The following is a 16,218-nucleotide window of genomic DNA, read 5'->3' on the forward strand; positions in this document are numbered from 1 at the left end:
GCGTGCGGCGGGTCAGGGGCGGTGCGCGGTGACGAGGTGGCGGCTGCTGTCGGCGGTGAGGGGGCGGGCGTCGTAGCCGCCGAACTGCTCGTCGACGACGAAGCCGGCCGCGTGCAGCAGGTCGGTCAGCTCGGCGGGGGTGTAGAGGCGGACCGAGCTGTGGCTGGTGTCGGTGGTGCCGTCGTCGTAGGCGGTGGTGGTGTGCCGGTTCAGCCTGCGCGTGACCGGGCCCCAAGTGACCTGCTGGGTGGTTTCGGCGTGGTCGCCGCGGACGGTGCGGGCGCCCATGCCGGTGGTGTCGGGGTGCGGGGTGAAGTGGTCCATGACCATGCGGCCGCCGGGGCGCAGGACGCGGAACGCTTCGCGGAGGACGCCGAGGTCCTCGTCGGTGGTGTCGAGGAAGCCGAAGGAGTTGAACAGGAGCAGGACGGCGTCGGCGCAGCCGTCGTCCAGGGGAAGGTCGCGGACGTCGGCGTGCAGCAGGTTGATCCGCTCGCCGTCCGCCGCGGCGGTGGCGGCGGCGTGGTCGAGGAGGTCCTGGGACAGGTCGACGCCGGTGGTGTGGGTGTAGCCGCGGCGGGTCAGCTCGGCCGTGTGCCGGGCGAAGGCGCAGCACAGGTCGAGGATCGTGTGATCGGTCTGCAGGGCGAGGCGGGCGGTGAGGAAGTCGATGTCGCGTCGGGTGGTGGCACCGTCGTGGCTTCCGTAGCGCTCCAGGTAGCCGGTGCCGCGGTAGTTGCTGATCCACCACGGGTCACGGTCGGGCGTGGGGGCGGGCTGGGTCATGTCGGGTTCTCCGTGGGCGGGGTGCGGTGGAGGCGGCCTTCGGCGTCGGGCAGGCCGCGGGGGGCGGTGAGGTAGGCGCGGCCGACGACGGCGCCCCAGCCGGCGTGCCACAGGCGCGTCAGGTCGGCCCATCCGGCCAGGCCGCCGGCGTACCACAGGTGGGAGCGCGGGCGGCGGTCCGCGATGCGGTCGAGGATGTGCCAGGGGGGCGGGGTGCGGTGGGTGGCCGCGCGGGCGTCGGTGATCAGGATGGGCTGGGTGCTGCCGGTGGCGTCGAGGAGGGCGTCCAGGGCGTCGGTCAGCGGCACGCTGGTGGTTCGGGTGAAGCCGTCGGTGACGATCCGTCCGTCCACGGCGTCGAGGGAGAGCATCAGTTGTCCGGCGTCGGCGAGGGTGGTGAAGTCCGGCCAGGCGTGCGGGTCGAGGCGGCCGTCGGGGACCAGTCCGGTGGAGCCGAGCAGGACACCGGCGGCGCCGGCGTCCAGGAGGCGGCGGACGGCCGGGTCGCGCGGGGCCAGGCGGCCGCCGGCCCACAGCCGGCCGGGGTGGTGGCGCACGGCCGTCTCCAGCAGCGCAGTGCTGGTGCCGGTGGAGCGGTCGAGGTCGATGACGGCGGTGGGCACGTTGTCGTCGAGGAGGTCGGCGAGCAGCCGTCCCGGCGGCAGGCCGGGGAGGGAGGTGACCGTGCCGTGGCGGACGTCGACGTTCACCCGCCACGGGCCGGTCGGCCCGGCGGGATCGGCCATGGGGGCCGTGGCGGTCGCCGGGGTGGGGGTGGTGGGCATGCGGGCGCCTCCGGGTTCAGGCGGCGGCGAGCGCGGCCGGGCGGGGGACGGGCGGTTCGTTCCAGGAGGCGGCGTGGGCGAGTTCGGCCCGCATGGCGGCCAGTTGGGCGGTGGTCCAGGTGCCGGTGCTCACCGCGAGGTCGAAGCTGGCGGCCATCTGCCGGTGCAGCGTGCCCGCCGCACGGTGGGCTCCGTCGCTCAGGTAGGCATCGGTGTCGCCGCGCAGCAGGTGTCCGGTCAGGCGCTTCTGGATGCTGTGGTGCAGGTTGGGGCGCAGGCTCGGCAGGTCGGCGGCGTCGGCGATGTCGTGCCGGCCGGAGCGGTGGTACAGGGTCCAGGCGGATTCGACGCTGCGGGTGACGGCCCGTCCGCCGAGTTGTTCGACCAGGGTGCGCGCGGCGCGCAGCGTGCTGCCGTAGCCGACGTTGTCGTCGATGACCAGCACGGTCGTGTCGCGGGCTGCGGCGGTCAGGCGGTCGCGGTAGGCGCGGGGCGCGGTGGCACGGTGGCGGACGGTGCCGCCGGCGCCGAGGTACGCGACGTTCCCCTGGTCGTGGAACCCGAGGCGGATCAGGTGCACGTCGATCGGCCGGCCGAGCAGGGCGGGAAGGACGGTCCGGGCGGTCAGCGCGAGGGACAGCGACCCGTACAGCGGGGCGAGGACCGTGGTGATGTCGGGCCGGGGTACCAGTACGTGCTCGGCGAGGAAGCGCAGCTCGTTGCCGATCTTGACCGTGTTGTCGAGCTCCCGGAAGGTCCGCCAGCCTGCCTCGTGGGCCTGCAGCAGCGCGAGGTCGCCGGGGTGCGGGGCGAACGGGCCGGTGGCGGGGTGGCCGTGCAGCGCGGCGGCGGTGGAGGTGGCGGTTTCCAGCAGGCGTTCCAGCGCGGCCGGGCGCGGATCGTCGGTGAGGCTGGGGCGGTCGGTGAGGCTGTGCCAGAGGGTGTAGGCGCCGGCGGCGGCGAGGTTGTGAAGGTTGTCGAGCAGCGCGTGCCGCAGTGCCGGGGCCTGCCCCGGCGCCTGGCGGTCCAGGCGGCCGAGGGTTTCGCCCAGCGTCGCCCAGGACGGCAGCGCCGTACGGGGCTGGTAGTAGACCGGGCCCCGGCCGAGCCGGATGTGCCGCGCGCCCGCCGCGGGCCGGGATCCGCTGGCGGCCGGGAGGAAGGTGTCCAGCAGGGCGGGGTCCAGGCCGGCGCGGGACGCGAGGTGCAGCTCGGTGGCGGGGATGCGCACCAGGCCCAGCAGATCGCAGGCGACAGCGCTCCCGGTGCGGGGATCTGGCGGGGTGGGGCCGGCGGGGTGGGCCGTGTTCGCCCGGGGTGGGGGCGGGAGGATGGTAGCCGTGGTGGTCACGTGGGCTCCGTTTCGCGGATCGGCCGGCGCGCGGCGTGGTCGCACAGCGCTCTCAGGCAGGAGGCGAGGCTGGTGAAGCGGGTGATCGGCGCCGACCCGGGCGGGGGCTGCCCGGTGGGGGTGATCCAGACCGGGTGGAGTCCGGCGGCGCGGGCGCCGACGACGTCGGCGGTCCACTCGTCGCCGACGTACAGGCACTGCTCGGGTCGGACGGCCAGGTCCTCGCAGGCCTGGTGGAACGGCGCGGGGTGCGGCTTGCGGTGGCCGTTGCCCAGCGCGCACACCACGGTCTCGAAGTACGGGTCGAGGCCGGCCTGTTCGAGCTTGGCGTGCTGCTGGTCGGCGTCGCCGTTTGTGACGATGCCGAGCTGGTAGACCTCCGCGAGGCGCCGGAAGGCGTCGACGGTGGCGGGGACGGGGCGGATCGCGCGCATCTGCCGGTGGGCGAAGTCGTCGACGTGGGCGTCCAGTTGCCGCTCGCTCAGTTCGATCCCGGCTTCGCGCAGGGCGGCCTCCCAGACGTGGCGGCGGGCGGCAGTGTGCGAGCCGAGCGGGGCCAGGACGCGGTCATAGTCGCCCCACAGCCGGTCGGAGGTGTTCACGTAGGTGGAGGTGATGACGGCCGCGCTCACGCCGGGGTGAGCGCCGGCGAGGCGGGCGGCGACGGCGTCCAGGGCGCTCTGCCAGATCGCGCGGGTGGGGATCAGCGTGTTGTCGATGTCGAACAGGACGGTGGTGACCGCGGGCATCGGCGGCGCTAGCGGCTGGTGGGGGGTGGGGTTCACTGGGCTGCTCCGTGGCCAGTCATCCGAGCGGCCAGGGCGAGGGCGGCCAGGCCCTCGGCGGCGGCGGGGGTGTTCTCGTCGCGGGTGAGGCGGAAGTACAAGTCCGGCATGAGCAGGCCGAGGATCCGGGCCCGGTCCAGGGGCAGGCCGTCGAACCGGTCCAGCAGCCAGGTCGTGCCGAGGAGCTGTCCGCCCAACGGATCGGCCAGCGGGCAGGTGACCTCCAGGACGCCGCGGTGTTCGCGGACCGCGGCGTCGGCGAGCAGTCCGGTGTGCTTCAGGCAGGAGCCGGCCAGCTTGGCCAGCGTCTGGTCGAGGTCGTGCAGGCCGGCGAACTCGGCGTCGATCACCCACCAGCGCGGCTCGGTCGGGTGGACGAGGACGTTGCCCAGGTGGAGGTCGCCGGTGGCGTGGACCAGCCAGCCGCCCAGGGCGGTCGGGGTGAGGGAGCGGCGCGCGAGGTGGATGAGTGAGCGGCAACTGAGCTGGGCCGGTGCGCCGTTGAAGTGCAGGGTGTGGTCGGCCCAGGGCCGCAGCCGGCGGGCGAGGTCCTCCACCCAGCCGGACAGCACCGCGGGCGTCTGGAGCGAGTGGTCGACGTCGTCCTCCCGGCGGGGGGTCAGCGTCGCGGTGGCGCCGTGAACCAGCCGGGCGGCCACCTCGCCCAGGACCGACAGGAACCGCCCCGGGTCGGTGGCGGCCAGGTCGCGCAGGGGGACGCCGTCCACGGCCTGGGAGACCAGCGTCGCGTCCTCGCCGCGGTAGTGCAGCGCGGTGGCGGGCACGGGCAGATGCCGGGCGAGGGCCTGCAGACCGGTGTGCTCCCGTTCGGCGAAGGCCCGGCCGCGACCGGGCTTGATGATGACCGCACCCGCCGCGGTGCGGGCGGCGAACACCGGCGTGCTGCTCGGCCGCAGCTGGGCGAGCGCCCCGTCGGGGGAGGCGTAGGCGGGCGCGGGGGCGTGGCAGTCCTCCGGGCTCTCCCAGTACGGGGCGGGAACCTCGTCGCGGACGCGGTCGACGGCCACGGCGATCTCGTCGGTCAGCGGCAGCGGAGCGGGGCGCTCGGCCAGCAGCGCGGCGTCCAGCAGCCCGGCGTCCAGCACCGTCCAGCGCGCCTGCTCGTCCTCGCCCGCGTACAGCAGCCGGATCCGGCCGCCGCCCTCGGGCAGCAGCGCGGGGTAGAAGGCGTAGCGGGAGTCCGGGCTGCCGCGGCCGCCGCGGTGCAGGACGATGCCCAGCGGTCGCCAGGTCAGGCCGTCGCGGGAGTGCTCGGCGGCCAACGAGCGGGAGGTGCCGGCGCCGTAGACCATCAGCAGGCCCCCGTCGGACGTCGCGGCGACGGCGGGGCAGTCGGCGGCGTACGCGTCCGGGGCGCCGGCCGGGCCGGTGGTGACGACGACGCCGTGGCGCTGCCAGGTGAGGCCGTCGGTGGAGGTGGCCAGGTGGATGCGCCGGTGGTGGCCGTCGCGTCCGGCGTACCACATCCACCAGGCGCCGCCGCGGTGAAGCACGGCCGGCAGCAGCACGTGCTCGCCGTCGGTCGCCCCGTCCTCGGCGGCGGGGGCGAGGGTGAGGTGGGGGCAGGCCCAGGTGGTTCCGCCGTCGTGGCTGACGGTGCGGTAGATCGCCCAGGCCCCGCCGTCGGGCCGGGCGCTGAAGTAGGCGTGCAGCGCGTCCTGGTGGACGACCAGGCTCACGCCGGTGACGTCGCCGCAGCCGTCCGGGACCGGCAGCGGCCGGGCACCGTCCAGGGACACCGGCCCGCCCCCGGGCTCGGGCACGGCGGTGAGGACGATGCGGTTGCGGCCGCCGGTGTACCAGGGCTCGGGGGCGCGGCCGGGCAGCTGCCGGGGGATGTAGGTCCGGGCGTCGGCCGGGCCGGTGGTCACGGCCAGCAGGCGGCGGCCGCGGTGGCGGATGAGGGCCGGGGCGAAGGTGATGAGGCCGTCGGCGCCGGCCAGCACGCCGCGGTGGCGCCCCACGACGTCCGCCCGTCCCGCCGCCGGGCGGGGCCGGGTGCGCGGGCGCGGCAGTCCGGCCGGTGTGGCGGACAGCAGGAAGTGATCGCCCGCTTCGAGGAGTTCACTCACCTGGGTGGTCTCCCGCACCGCGCGGCTCAGCACGGTGAACGCCGCCTGGTCGGCGGCGGACTGGTCGACGTACGGGCGCATCCACGCCGCGACGCCCTCCAGCGAGTATCGGTCGGTGACCTCCAGTCCGGCCGCGGCCAGCAGGTCCTCGGCCTCGGTGAGGCGGTGGGTGCGGGTGGGCGGCATGTAGTCGTCGGCCGCCAACGTCGACAGCGGCTCGTAGCGGCCGTGGTCCAGGTATCCGCCGCCGGTCAGCGCGGTCATCTCCGCGAACCGGCCGCGCTTGAGCAGGTCCCGCAGCACCGAGGTGCGGGTCAGGAAAATCGCGTGGAGCCGGCCGCCCGGCGCCAGCGCGGTCGCGGCGCGGCGCACCGCCTCGACGGCGTCCGCGTCGTCGAGCAGGTGGTAGAGCGGGCCGAACATCAGCACCGCGTCGAACTGGCCCGGCAGCGGCGTCAGGTGCTGCGCCGGGCCGTGTTGCGTGCCCAGCAGGTGCCCTTCCAGACCGGCCTCGCGGAAGCGGGCGCGGGCGCTGTCCAGGCTGTTCGCGGACAGGTCGGACAGGGCGACCATGTGCCCGCGGCGGGCCAGTTCCAGGGCGTGGACGCCGGGGCCCGAGCCGATGTCGAGGATGCGGCTTCCCGGGCGCAGCCCGGCCAGGACCTGCTGGTGGATGACCTCCGTCTCCAGCCGGTGGTAGGGGCCGGACCGGGTGCGCTGCCACTCCCGCTCGGGGTCCGCGTCGTAGAACGCGGCCACCCGCTCGATGCCGCTGACGGTCGCGGGATCAGCCGCCGTCCGGCCCGCCGGGAAGGAGCCAGAGGTCCCCGTCGCGGTGGAGCCGGTCGCGGGCGGCGAGATGGTCGAGGTGGAACTCAAGGAGGACGGGGTCGATGTCATGGCCGAGGTCACGCAGCCTCTCGTCGAGCTGGGCGGTGGTCAGGGGGCCGGCGGCCAGCAGGCACGCCGCGGTCTGGTCGGCGTCGCGCAGGACCCGCCAGGGCAAGACCAGCGCGGGCAGGTCGGACATGGACCAGGCAGTGAAGTGCGGCGCCGGGTCCGCGGTGTCCGAGGCCGCCAGGCACGCCAACTGCGGTTCGTACAGGGCGAGGTGGCCGAGGAAGAAACGGGCGGTGCGGCCGGAGTCGACGACCTCGTCCACCACGATCAGCGGCTGCCCCTGCGGCAGCGTCCCGGGGGCAAGAAGCCCGTCGGCCGCGGCGAGCAGCTCCAGACCGTCGGTACGCTCGCCGCGGCGGCGGGCGGCGGCGGCCAGCACCGTCGAGGCGGGCAGGAGATCGGCCAGGGACTGAGCGGTGATCCACCCGCCCTGCAAGATCCCCACCAGCGTCACCGCACCGGGGTGGGCGCGGCGGATCTGCCCGGCCACGTCGGCGGCCATCTGCTGGTAGGCCAGCCAGGACACCATGCGGGACCGGCGGCCGGCCGCCGCGGTGAACACCAGGTCGGACGCCGGCACCTCGGCCGACGGTCGCGGGCTCGGGCGGTCAGGCATCGCGGACCTCCAGGGCGTAGCGGTCCCACAGCAGCGCCAGCAGCCGGTCCGAGCCGCCCGCCACCCGCGCGAACGCCTCCTCCCACGGTTGCGCCGGACCACCGCCGGCACCGAGGGGCGGAGCCGGAGCCTTGCGGCGCGCCCACAGGCTCGGCGCGGGCGGCAGCACCCCGCCCACGGCGCGCACGGCGGTTTCCAGGAAGGCCAGGTGCTCGCCGACCCCGCGGCCGAGCGCGGTGATCTCCTCCGGGTGGTTGAAGGGCGTGCCCACGTCCAGCGTCAGCGGCACCAGGTACACCGCGGCCGAGACGCCGGTCAGGGCCCGGCGCAGTCCGGCGTGGGTGCGGCCGGTGAACACGCTGTCGTCCAGGTGCACCACCACCTGCCCGTCCGCCTCCAGACGCCCGGTGCGCCACGCGGTGCCCGAGACCCGGGCCATCTCCTCCTCGTGGACGGAACCCCGGGCGAGCGCCAGCCGGACCCGGCCGCGCTGACCGGCCGGCAGCATCCCGGCGAGCACCGGACCTACGGCCATCGCGCCGAACGCCTCGCTGACCAGCAGCACCGGCGAGCCCGGATGCGCTGCGGCCAGCGCCGGCCAGCGGGTCTGGGCGACCGCGGCGATCTGCCACAGCACGTCGCCCTCGCGCACGGCGCGCACCGCGTCCGCCGCTACCTCCGGCCCCTCCAGCGCCCGCGCCAGCTCGCGCAGGACCTCCGGGATCCGGGCATCGGAGCTCAACGCGCCGGCCCGCTCCGCCCAGGTGGCCGGATCGCACGGACCGGCCGGACGGCCGTCCGGCTGCCACCGGTTCCAGGCCGCCTCGGCTAGCAGCGCGCAGAGCCCCTCCAGGACCTCGTCCAGCACCCCGGCCGCCCCGCCGTGGCCAAGGACCGCGGCGCTCCACCGCGCGGTGCACACGTCCTGCACCGCCGATTCCAGGAACGCCAGCCAGGCCAACCACGCGTACCACCCGGCCGGTTCCCGCGCTGCGGGCTCCGCCAGCGGGCGGGCGGACTCCGCGTACCGGGGCCACCGCCGCTGGATGGCGGCGAACCGTCGGCCGGGCGCGGGAGCGCGGCCGGGTAGGTACATCTGCGCGTCGGCTGCGTAGTAGCCGAAGCCCCGCAGATACACCCAGCCCTCGCGCACCACCCGGTCGTCGAAGAACGCCCGCGCCGCCGATGGGAGTTCGTCCTCCAGCGCGGCCGGAACACGGAACCCGCCGCCGTCCGCCAGATGCTGCGCCGCCCCGGCACCCGGCGGCGGGCTGATCGCGCCGCCGGCCTGGAGCGCCGCCGTCCAGCCGCGCTCCAACTCCCGGCGCTGCGCGGCCATCTCCCGCGACCAGCCGAACAGCCGGCGCCGCGCCAGCAGCGCGAGGTCCGCCGGGTCGGGCTCGGCGGGTGCGGTGCGGACGGCTGCCCGGGCGGTCATGCCGCCACCGGCCGGGCCAGGGCCTGCGACGCCTCGGCGAAGGCGGCGGCGTAGGCGTCGATCGTCTCCTCGGTGTCCTCGCCGGTGACGCTCACGCTGATCCGGCCCGCGTTGTAGGCGCTCTCGCCGTGGAAGGGCCCGCACCGCCGCGGCCGCCAGGTGCCGGCCGCCGCGTGCAGCGGGACCGGACGTGTGAACAGTGGCATGCCGGCCAGCGAGCCGACCGACGGGTAGTGCGCCGGAACCCCGGCGTCCTGCAGCCGCCGCAGGTAGGCGTCGACGTCCGCCCCCGGCTTCAGCTCGCCGGGCTGGATCTGCGGCCGGTAGGAGAACCAGCCGCCCATGCCGACGCCAGGCCGCACCACCGGCGGCCGCACCCCCGCCAGGCCCTCCAAGCCCCGGCTCAGCCGCTCCAGCAGCGCGCGGCGGGCCGCCAGGCGTTCCACCAGGTCCTCGGCGTTGGCCAGGCCCACCACCGCGGCCAGCGGGTGCATCCGCATCTTCAGCCCCAGCCCGGTCTCCCCGAACGCCGCCAGCTCCAGGTCCTTCAGCAGCAGGGCGCGGCCGCGGTAGTGGCCGGCCAGCAGCGCCCGCTCGCGCCACTGCGGGCGCGCGGCGCTAAACAGGCCGCCCTCCCCGGCGGGCCAGGACTTCCTGTCCTGCATGCTGCCGACGCAGATGTCGCCGAACGTCCCCACCCGCTGCCCGTGCAGCGTCGACAGGTAGGAGTGGCTGATGTCCTCGACCAGGTGCAGGTCCCGTTCGCGGCAGATCCTGGTGATCTCCTCCATCGCGGCGGGATGCCCCAGGTAGTGCGTCACCGTCACGCACCGGGTCAGCGGGGTGATCGCCGCCTCCAACGCCGCCGGACACAGGTTCCCGGTGGCCGCCTCGACGTCGACCAGCACCGCGGTGAGACCGGCGTGCAGCGCCGGGCTCAACGAGGCGTGGAACGTGGTGACCGGCCCGATCACCTCCGAGCCGGGCGGCATGTCCAGCGCGAGATAGGCCGCGTGCAGCCCGGCGGTGCCCGAGGAGAACGACAGCGGATCCGGCAGGCCCAGGACCTTCTCGATCCGCTGCTCCAGCTCCCCGATCACGCCGGAGCCGTCCGCCACCGACAGCGGCCCTCCCGCGCGAACGTAATCCGCGAGCGCCGCCGCGATCCGCTCGCGCTGCGGACCCGGCTCGAAACGGTGCGGCATGGCGTCCTCCAACTCCCGCGCACCGGCCGCCGGTAGGCGGCCGTACGCGTCGTGACAGGTGGCGGCGACGGCCCAGATGGTGGCCGGCCAAGCCGTCGGCGCGGTCGGCCGGCGGCGGGCTCACCAGCACACAGCGCCCGAAGAGGCCGCGGCAGAGAAGACCGGAGAGAACGTTGAGAATTTCGCGGCGAGAGCGAGAAAAGCCGAGAATTCGCGCCCCACACAGGAGATCTGACGTAGCGTCCGGGCGTGATGACCCTCCGCGACGCGACGTCGGCGGACGCCGGGTCGGCGTCCGCGCCCCCCTCGAACCAGGCCCTGGCCGCCGCCCTCCGGGCAGCCCGGTGGACACCCCGTGATCTCGTCCGGGCACTCAACCCGCGCCTGGAAGCCGTCGGCCAGCCCACCTTGCACCTGACCGCCGGCCGGGCCTGGCTCAACGGCACCAGGCCCCGCTCCGCGACCGTGCGCCGGCTCGCGGCCACGGTCCTCACCGAGGCCACCGGCGACCCCTTCAACGCGGCGGGCCTCTGGGGAGAGCCCGCTGTGGGCGGCGCGACGGCCGAGAAGACTGCCACCGACGACCTCGTCGGCCGCCGCTCGGTCGCCGATGTCCTGGCCACCGCCACCGCGTGGACCGCCACCGACCCGCGAGAGCAGGCCATCCTCCACCCGGCAGGCGACAGCCAACTCCTGAGCGCCGTCTGGGACGCCACCCGGCAAAGCCCGCTGCGCACCGCCGCACCGGGCACCCAGGAGCAGGTCCTGCCCGCGTTCGTCGACGTCCTCGAAGGCCACCTAGGCCGCCTGCGGCGGCTGGACGACACCGCCGGAGGCGGAGCCCTGTCCCAGCGGTACGTGCGCATCGAACTCGCCGGCGTCCTCGACCTGGTCCGCAGCAGCAGCTACACCACCGACGTCGGCACCCGCCTCCTCGCCACCGCCAGCGGCATGGCCCAGCTCAGCGGGTGGATGGCCTTCGACGCCGACCTCAACGCGGCCGCCCAGCGCTACCAGCTCCTCGCGATCCGCCTCGCCCGAGCCGCCGGCGACACCACCACGGTCGCCAACGTCTTAGGCATGCTGGCCTACCAGCACGCCGCGACCGGCAAGCCCCCCGCCGCCCTGCGCTACGCCGAAGCCGCCGTCGACCACACCGCCCGCAGCAGCCCCATCGTCCGCGCCCGCGCCTGGGGCCGCATGGCCACCGCCCACGCCGCGGCCGGCGACATCAGCGCCTTCCGGGACGCCACCGACCGCTGCCGGACCCTCCTGGAACACCGCCGCGACGACGACCCTCCCTCCCTGTACTACTTCACCCCCGAACAGGTCTCCGCCGAGGCCGGCCACGCCCTCGTCGAACTCGCCGCCACCAACCCCGCCCACACCAGGCGCCTGCTCGCCGAGGCGACCACGCTCCTCTCCCCCCTCACCGACCACGGCCCCACCAGCGGATTCCCCCGCTCCGCCCTCCTGCACGGCATCCACCTCGCGCACGCCCACCTCCTCGCCCGCGACCCCGAAGCCACCGCAGCCACCCTCCTGCAACTCGCCGACCGGGTACCCGACGTGCAGTCCATCCGCTGCCGCAACCTCCTGCGCCGGATCCGCCGTTCAGCCGGCGTCCGCATGCGCGCACCGGACGGCGCCCGTGCGCTCACCGCCGTCGACAGGGCACTATCGGCTTCATGACCTCCGTGCCCACCGCCCCCGACGCCCCGGCCGCGATACGCCCGACGCCCTCCGTGACCGCCGCGCCCTACGACCACCCGGACGCCCGCCGCCTGACCCAGGCCCTGCGCGCCGAACAGCTCGGCCTGTACGGCTTCGCCGACGACCCGGACACCACCCCCGAGGTGGACTTCGACCCGCCCCACGGCCTGTTCCTCATCGCCCACCTCGGCGAAGAGGCGGTCGGGTGCGGAGGCGTACGCCTCCTCGACGAGCACACCGCAGAGATCAAACGGATGTACGTCTCCGGTGACGCCCGCGGCCACGGAATCGGCCGGTACCTCCTCGAACACCTCGAACGGCACGCCGTCAGCCGCGGGGCAACGCGGATCATGCTGGAGACCGGACGGCGCAACACCGCCGCCCTGGCCCTCTACCACCGCACCGGTTACCTGCCCTGCCCCTCCTACGTCGCCGGACGCGACCACCAAGTCAACCGGGCCATGACCAAGCCCCTCGGCAGCAGCTCACCGTGACTGCTGGAGGACCGCCCCGCCCGGCGCCGGCCTCCCGCCAAGGAAGGTGAAGTACTCCGTCGCGATGATCGACTCCCGCTCCGCTGCGCGAAGCCGGGAAAGGATCCCGGGAAGGGGCCGCTCCCGCGCTGCTTCGCTGCGGTGCGCCAAGATCGCGGCCCACTTCCGATCCAGGCAGTCGCTCACGTCGACCGTCGCGGTGACGTGCCCGTCCGGCACGCTGAGCACCTTCTTGCCAACCCGCGTCAACAGCACACCCAGTTCGCCCACCCCCGAATCCGGATGCGTCGCGGCGTACAACGCATCGGGCTGCCACGGAACGCCGGCCTGCGGGTAGAGGTGCTCCAGGCCCGCGGCGTGGAACGCCAGCAGGGCCGCCTGGTGGGTGCGGAGGTGATCCGGGTGGCCGGTCAGCTGGCCGTAGGCGTCGTGGGTGACGACGATCTGCGGCCGTACGGCGCGGATGTGTTCGACGATCAGCCCCGCCACCTCCTCCAACGGAGCGTCGCAGAGCCGGGGCCGGCCGGGCGCGGAGTCAGGGATGCGGGCATCGGCGAATCCCAGCATCCGCGGCCTGCCCGCCCCCAGGATGTCCAAAGCGTCGGCGAGTTCACCGGCCCGGTGGCTTTCGGGCGCCCAGGCGGCGGTGACCACGGCGGTCGCGGCGCCCGCGGCGGCGTGCTGCGCGAGGACGCCGCCGGCCAGGAGGGACTCGTCGTCCGGATGGCCGAAGACGCCCAGCAGGGACGGGCGGGACGCAGAAGAGGACGGAGGCACGGGTAAGACCCTTCTGTCGAACGCGGTAGCGGAAGGTGGTCGGTGCCGGGCTACCGACCGGGGGAGGCGTACGGCTGGAAGTGGGCGGGCGGGTGATCGAGCGGGAGGCCGGGGTTCCAGGCAGTCAGGCACTGGGCGCTGGGCACGAACAGCGGCTGGGGCAACGCGTCGAGGCGCCAGAACCGCCAGGATCCAATGGCCTCCTCTCGTTGCCGGGGAATGCCGGACCAGCGGGTGATCAGGACGGGAACCGTCAGCCGTACGACGTCGCCCACCCGGTCCAGGAGCGTGCCAAGCACCTTCACGTCGTCGGACGCGGCCACGAGGCCGGCCTCCTCCCGGAGCTCGCGGACGGCGGCCTCGGCGAAGGTCTCGCCCGGCTCGACGGTCCCGCCGGCGAGCTCCCAGGTACGGCGCCGGTGTCGGCCGAGCAGGACTCCGTCCGGGCCGTGCACGATCACACCGACTCCGAGGGCGGTGTTCGGCGGAGGAGGTGCGTTGGTGCGGGGGCGGCTCGGCACGCGTTCCGGACGGCGGGCCGTGTACAGCCGGTAGGAGACCGCGTTGTCCGGCGTCGGGGAGTCGATCGCCGTGACCGATTCCAGGGTGAGGCCGTGCTGGACCAGGAGGTCCTCCCACAACTGCGGCGTGAGGACCTTCTCTGAACTAAGCCGAGCCGGACGACGCGCGTGTGCGGCGGATGCGGCATCATGGGGTCATGTACTCATCCTCGAAGGCCGAACACCCCAGGGCCCGTGCCCTGTTGAGGTGGCCCGAGGGTCTGATCTTGAAGCTGGCAATCGCGCTGGTCACGGCGGTCGGCGCCCTGGTCACGGCGATCAGCGGTGCGCTGTTCGATGCGCGACCGCCGGGTCGGGGAGGTCGTGTTCGACGACCTGTTCCCCGTCCAAGTTTCGCTTCTCGCAGTTGAGATCTGCTTCCCGCGCGTCCATGGGTGCGGGGAGGAATCACGCGTGCCCTCCGCTGGAAGGGCTTTCGGCGCCTCTCTCGTTCCCCTCGACTCGGTTTTCGAGGGAAGACAGATGTCCCTGCTCGACAAGATCAAGACCCTGTTCCGCCGCCGTCCTGCGCAGACGCCGGACCCCGAGAGCGGCAACGCGACCGCCGGCAACGACCAGGCAGCGGCTCCCAGTGGAACCGGGCAGCCCGCCAGCAGCCTGGAGAACAGCATTGCCCGGGGAGCCGCTGAGGGAACCGCGCGGGAGGTGGTGCGGAAGTTCCTCGAGGAGCTCTTCATCGACTAGACGTCCACGGTCTGGGCGGGCCGCGTCGCTGCGGCCCGCCCAGGCGGATCACGTGGAGTCTGCGGCGACCTTCCTCAAAGCGGTCCGGGTCGCTTCGGGTGGCAGGTGCTGGGGGGCCGGGGCACTTGTGCGGGCAGTGATTTGATTAAGCGAAGGAATGCCCAGGAATACGGCGGACTCGCGTCGTTGCCGTCTCGAGTCGAGTGTCGCAATCTTTACTTCAGCTGCGGAGAGACTGGCTGATAGACCCTCGACTTCACCAAACCATCCTTCCCTTTCGGCTTCAGCAATTCTGTCGCGAAGGTTGTCGCGGATCTCTTCAAGTCGCGGCCTCTCGGTTGGGCCAACGATGAGAACGGGACAGCGGACGCATGCATGCTCATGCGCGCAGTCTGTTCCGTAAGCGCGTCCGCATTCCCCGAGAGCGAGCTTCCTTCGCTCCCAGTGCCCTAGGAACTCATCCCATTCTTCAGTGGAGATCGCCCGGTATTCCTCGGTGGGTCGCATTTGACGGCGCCGCGCGATGAAGGCGCGGTGGGCTTCGATGACATCCGATGGGTAGATGGCGGCATATCCCATGGTGGTGCTGATGCTGTCGTGGCCTGCGATGACCTGGGCGATGTGGGGTGGCAGGCCGTTGAGGATGGCATCTGTGATGAAGATTCTTCGGAAGTCGTGCGGCTGGAAGTGCAACGGTTTCCCGTTGTTGTCGGTAAGCCCGGATGCCTCAAGGGTGTCGATAAGTGCTGCTCGGATGAAACCCAGGGAGATGGGACGCTGTTCGCTGCTAACTTCCCACTGATAGAGGACTGGCATGGGGGAATTCCAGGTCTTCTCATGCATGTCGTAGGAGGGGATGGATTTGATCCTCCCGTCACCCTGCCTCACGCGCGCGACGAGTGCGCTCAGGACGTCCGCAAGCTCGGGGTTGATGAGAAGAAGGCGTTCCTTCTCGGTCTTTGAGGGGGCGATCTGTAGTAGCGGGACGATTTCTTCCGTGTTGGGGAGTCGATAGCGGATGATGCTGTGGTGGCTGAGTTCTAGAAGCTCCTCGACCCTGATCCCCGTGTGGCGGAGGATCTCGATCGTCGTCCAGGCGAAGAATGCTCGCTTTTCCTCTGCTTGAGGGTTTCTGCGGTTGCCGTGCTCATCCCAGACTCGCCCGGGCCTTCCGTCGGCACGTTTCGAAGTCTGCGGGAGGGTGAAGGTCTCGCCGAGGACCGTGACCGTGCTGCCGAGCGGGGCCGCATCGATGGCGGCGAGGCGAATCTTGGCTTCCTTGAGACGGCGGTCAGCAGCTTGGACGAGCAGAGGCAGGACCGGCGGGATCTCGCCGCCCGCACGTCGGCCAGTCACCTGGTCTCTTGTGTGCTGTGCGAGTCCGTCAGAGAGAGGCCCAGAAGACCGCGAAGCTGCTGCACCGTGCGCGTTGGGTCCGTAGCGTGGATCGTCGTGATCCCGAGAGCCTGCGCGGGCGGCAGGTTCGTGGCGATGTCGTCGACGAAGATGCAGTCCGGTCCCTGCAGCCCGAGCCCTTCCAGGGCGAGCTGGTAGATGCGCGGGTCCGGCTTCCGCAGCCGGACCTGTTCCGACAGCACGACCATGTCATGGTTGGCCGTCAGCTCCCACGGTTCGTAGGGGTTGAACGGACTCGTGCCCATGCTGTTGGACAGCACCGCGGTCTTCAGGCCTGCACGGCGAATGGCTCGGACGGCTTCCACGAGGAGCGGTTCGGGCCGCAGCGTGGAGAGGGCGCGGCGCATCAGGTCGGTGCCGTCGATCCCGATCAACTCGGCGATGCCTGCGTTCCAGGTGTCTTGGTTGATGTTGCCCAACTCGAGTTCCGCGTACAGGCGGCGGCCTTCGGGGTGGACGGTGACCGCGTGGAGGTAGGCGTCGTCGGGGAGCCCGCATTCCTGGGCGAAGGCGCGGGCGCTGTTGTCGAGGTTGGTGGTGAGGACTCCGCCGAAGTCGAATATGACGGCGCCGTAGGACATGAGTGTGGCTCCT

General features: G+C 73.2%; 15 protein-coding genes. 3 read left to right on the forward strand and 12 right to left on the reverse strand.

All coding sequences use genetic code 11. The annotated features are described in order from the left end of the window. Window positions 1-12 precede the first annotated feature (12 nt). The 8 genes from OG883_RS43200 to OG883_RS43235 are packed head-to-tail and all read right to left on the reverse strand — an operon-like array spanning window position 13 to window position 9,959. Window positions 13-786 (reverse strand): class I SAM-dependent methyltransferase, encoded by a 774-nt coding sequence (locus tag OG883_RS43200; RefSeq protein ID WP_266553765.1) that lies wholly within the window; start codon window positions 784-786, stop codon window positions 13-15. Continuing rightward, window positions 783-1,571 carry a HisA/HisF-related TIM barrel protein gene (locus OG883_RS43205; RefSeq protein WP_266553767.1) on the reverse strand — a complete coding sequence of 263 codons (789 nt, stop codon included), beginning with the start codon at window positions 1,569-1,571 and terminating at the stop codon, window positions 783-785. Before OG883_RS43205 ends, OG883_RS43200 begins: the two co-directional genes overlap by 4 nt. A 16-nt stretch (window positions 1,572-1,587) precedes the next feature. After that, window positions 1,588-2,922 carry a hypothetical protein gene (locus OG883_RS43210; RefSeq protein WP_266553769.1) on the reverse strand — a complete coding sequence of 445 codons (1,335 nt, stop codon included), beginning with the start codon at window positions 2,920-2,922 and terminating at the stop codon, window positions 1,588-1,590. Beyond that, window positions 2,919-3,707 carry an HAD family hydrolase gene (locus tag OG883_RS43215; RefSeq protein ID WP_266553771.1) on the reverse strand — a complete coding sequence of 263 codons (789 nt, stop codon included), beginning with the start codon at window positions 3,705-3,707 and terminating at the stop codon, window positions 2,919-2,921. Before OG883_RS43215 ends, OG883_RS43210 begins: the two co-directional genes overlap by 4 nt. Further along, window positions 3,704-6,679 (reverse strand): methyltransferase domain-containing protein, encoded by a 2,976-nt coding sequence (locus tag OG883_RS43220; protein WP_266553773.1) that lies wholly within the window; start codon window positions 6,677-6,679, stop codon window positions 3,704-3,706. The genes OG883_RS43215 and OG883_RS43220 overlap by 4 nt, the downstream gene beginning before the upstream one ends. After that, entirely contained in the window at window positions 6,588-7,316 is a 729-nt protein-coding gene (locus tag OG883_RS43225) for a phosphoribosyltransferase (RefSeq protein ID WP_266553775.1), read from the reverse strand. Before OG883_RS43225 ends, OG883_RS43220 begins: the two co-directional genes overlap by 92 nt. After that, on the reverse strand, window positions 7,309-8,754 hold the full coding sequence (locus tag OG883_RS43230; protein WP_266553777.1) for a hypothetical protein: 1,446 nt from the start codon (window positions 8,752-8,754) through the stop codon (window positions 7,309-7,311). The genes OG883_RS43225 and OG883_RS43230 overlap by 8 nt, the downstream gene beginning before the upstream one ends. After that, window positions 8,751-9,959: a DegT/DnrJ/EryC1/StrS aminotransferase family protein gene (locus OG883_RS43235; RefSeq protein ID WP_266553779.1), complete on the reverse strand. Its 1,209-nt coding sequence runs from the start codon at window positions 9,957-9,959 to the stop codon at window positions 8,751-8,753. The genes OG883_RS43230 and OG883_RS43235 overlap by 4 nt, the downstream gene beginning before the upstream one ends. Before the next feature lie 252 nt (window positions 9,960-10,211). On the opposite strand from OG883_RS43235, the gene OG883_RS43240 reads away from it, so the two are divergent. Next, complete coding sequence (locus tag OG883_RS43240; protein ID WP_266553855.1) at window positions 10,212-11,651, forward strand: hypothetical protein; 1,440 nt, start codon at window positions 10,212-10,214, stop codon at window positions 11,649-11,651. Continuing rightward, window positions 11,648-12,166: a GNAT family N-acetyltransferase gene (locus OG883_RS43245; protein WP_266553781.1), complete on the forward strand. Its 519-nt coding sequence runs from the start codon at window positions 11,648-11,650 to the stop codon at window positions 12,164-12,166. Before OG883_RS43240 ends, OG883_RS43245 begins: the two co-directional genes overlap by 4 nt. Here OG883_RS43245 and OG883_RS43250 read toward each other — a convergent pair. Next, window positions 12,158-12,943 (reverse strand): PIG-L deacetylase family protein, encoded by a 786-nt coding sequence (locus tag OG883_RS43250; RefSeq protein ID WP_266553783.1) that lies wholly within the window; start codon window positions 12,941-12,943, stop codon window positions 12,158-12,160. The genes OG883_RS43245 and OG883_RS43250 overlap by 9 nt on opposite strands. 50 nt (window positions 12,944-12,993) lie before the next feature. Then, window positions 12,994-13,584, reverse strand: coding sequence for an NUDIX hydrolase (locus OG883_RS43255; protein ID WP_323181083.1), 591 nt, complete (start codon window positions 13,582-13,584; stop codon window positions 12,994-12,996). Window positions 13,585-13,986: 402 nt separating this feature from the next. Here OG883_RS43255 and OG883_RS43260 point away from each other — a divergent pair, with 402 nt between their 5' ends. Then, window positions 13,987-14,208: a hypothetical protein gene (locus tag OG883_RS43260; RefSeq protein ID WP_266553785.1), complete on the forward strand. Its 222-nt coding sequence runs from the start codon at window positions 13,987-13,989 to the stop codon at window positions 14,206-14,208. Window positions 14,209-14,256: 48 nt separating this feature from the next. Here OG883_RS43260 and OG883_RS43265 read toward each other — a convergent pair whose 3' ends face one another. Next, complete coding sequence (locus OG883_RS43265; RefSeq protein WP_266553787.1) at window positions 14,257-15,564, reverse strand: site-specific integrase; 1,308 nt, start codon at window positions 15,562-15,564, stop codon at window positions 14,257-14,259. Next, window positions 15,561-16,205, reverse strand: coding sequence for an HAD family phosphatase (locus OG883_RS43270; protein ID WP_266553789.1), 645 nt, complete (start codon window positions 16,203-16,205; stop codon window positions 15,561-15,563). The genes OG883_RS43265 and OG883_RS43270 overlap by 4 nt, the downstream gene beginning before the upstream one ends. Window positions 16,206-16,218 lie beyond the last annotated feature (13 nt).

Source organism: Streptomyces sp. NBC_01142 (genome assembly GCF_026341125.1).
GTDB lineage: Bacteria > Actinomycetota > Actinomycetes > Streptomycetales > Streptomycetaceae > Streptomyces.

Excerpts from the sequence above, each read along its gene's own strand:
- OG883_RS43200 (WP_266553765.1), bottom strand. The coding sequence starts at position 786 with ATGACCCAGCCCGCCCCCACGCCCGACCGTGACCCGTGGTGGATCAGC.
- OG883_RS43205 (WP_266553767.1), bottom strand. The coding sequence starts at position 1,571 with ATGCCCACCACCCCCACCCCGGCGACCGCCACGGCCCCCATGGCCGAT.
- OG883_RS43225 (WP_266553775.1), bottom strand. The coding sequence starts at position 7,316 with ATGCCTGACCGCCCGAGCCCGCGACCGTCGGCCGAGGTGCCGGCGTCC.
- OG883_RS43230 (WP_266553777.1), bottom strand. The coding sequence starts at position 8,754 with ATGACCGCCCGGGCAGCCGTCCGCACCGCACCCGCCGAGCCCGACCCG.
- OG883_RS43235 (WP_266553779.1), bottom strand. The coding sequence starts at position 9,959 with ATGCCGCACCGTTTCGAGCCGGGTCCGCAGCGCGAGCGGATCGCGGCG.
- OG883_RS43240 (WP_266553855.1), top strand. The coding sequence starts at position 10,212 with ATGACCCTCCGCGACGCGACGTCGGCGGACGCCGGGTCGGCGTCCGCG.
- OG883_RS43245 (WP_266553781.1), top strand. The coding sequence starts at position 11,648 with ATGACCTCCGTGCCCACCGCCCCCGACGCCCCGGCCGCGATACGCCCG.
- OG883_RS43260 (WP_266553785.1), top strand. The coding sequence starts at position 13,987 with ATGTCCCTGCTCGACAAGATCAAGACCCTGTTCCGCCGCCGTCCTGCG.
- OG883_RS43270 (WP_266553789.1), bottom strand. The coding sequence starts at position 16,205 with ATGTCCTACGGCGCCGTCATATTCGACTTCGGCGGAGTCCTCACCACC.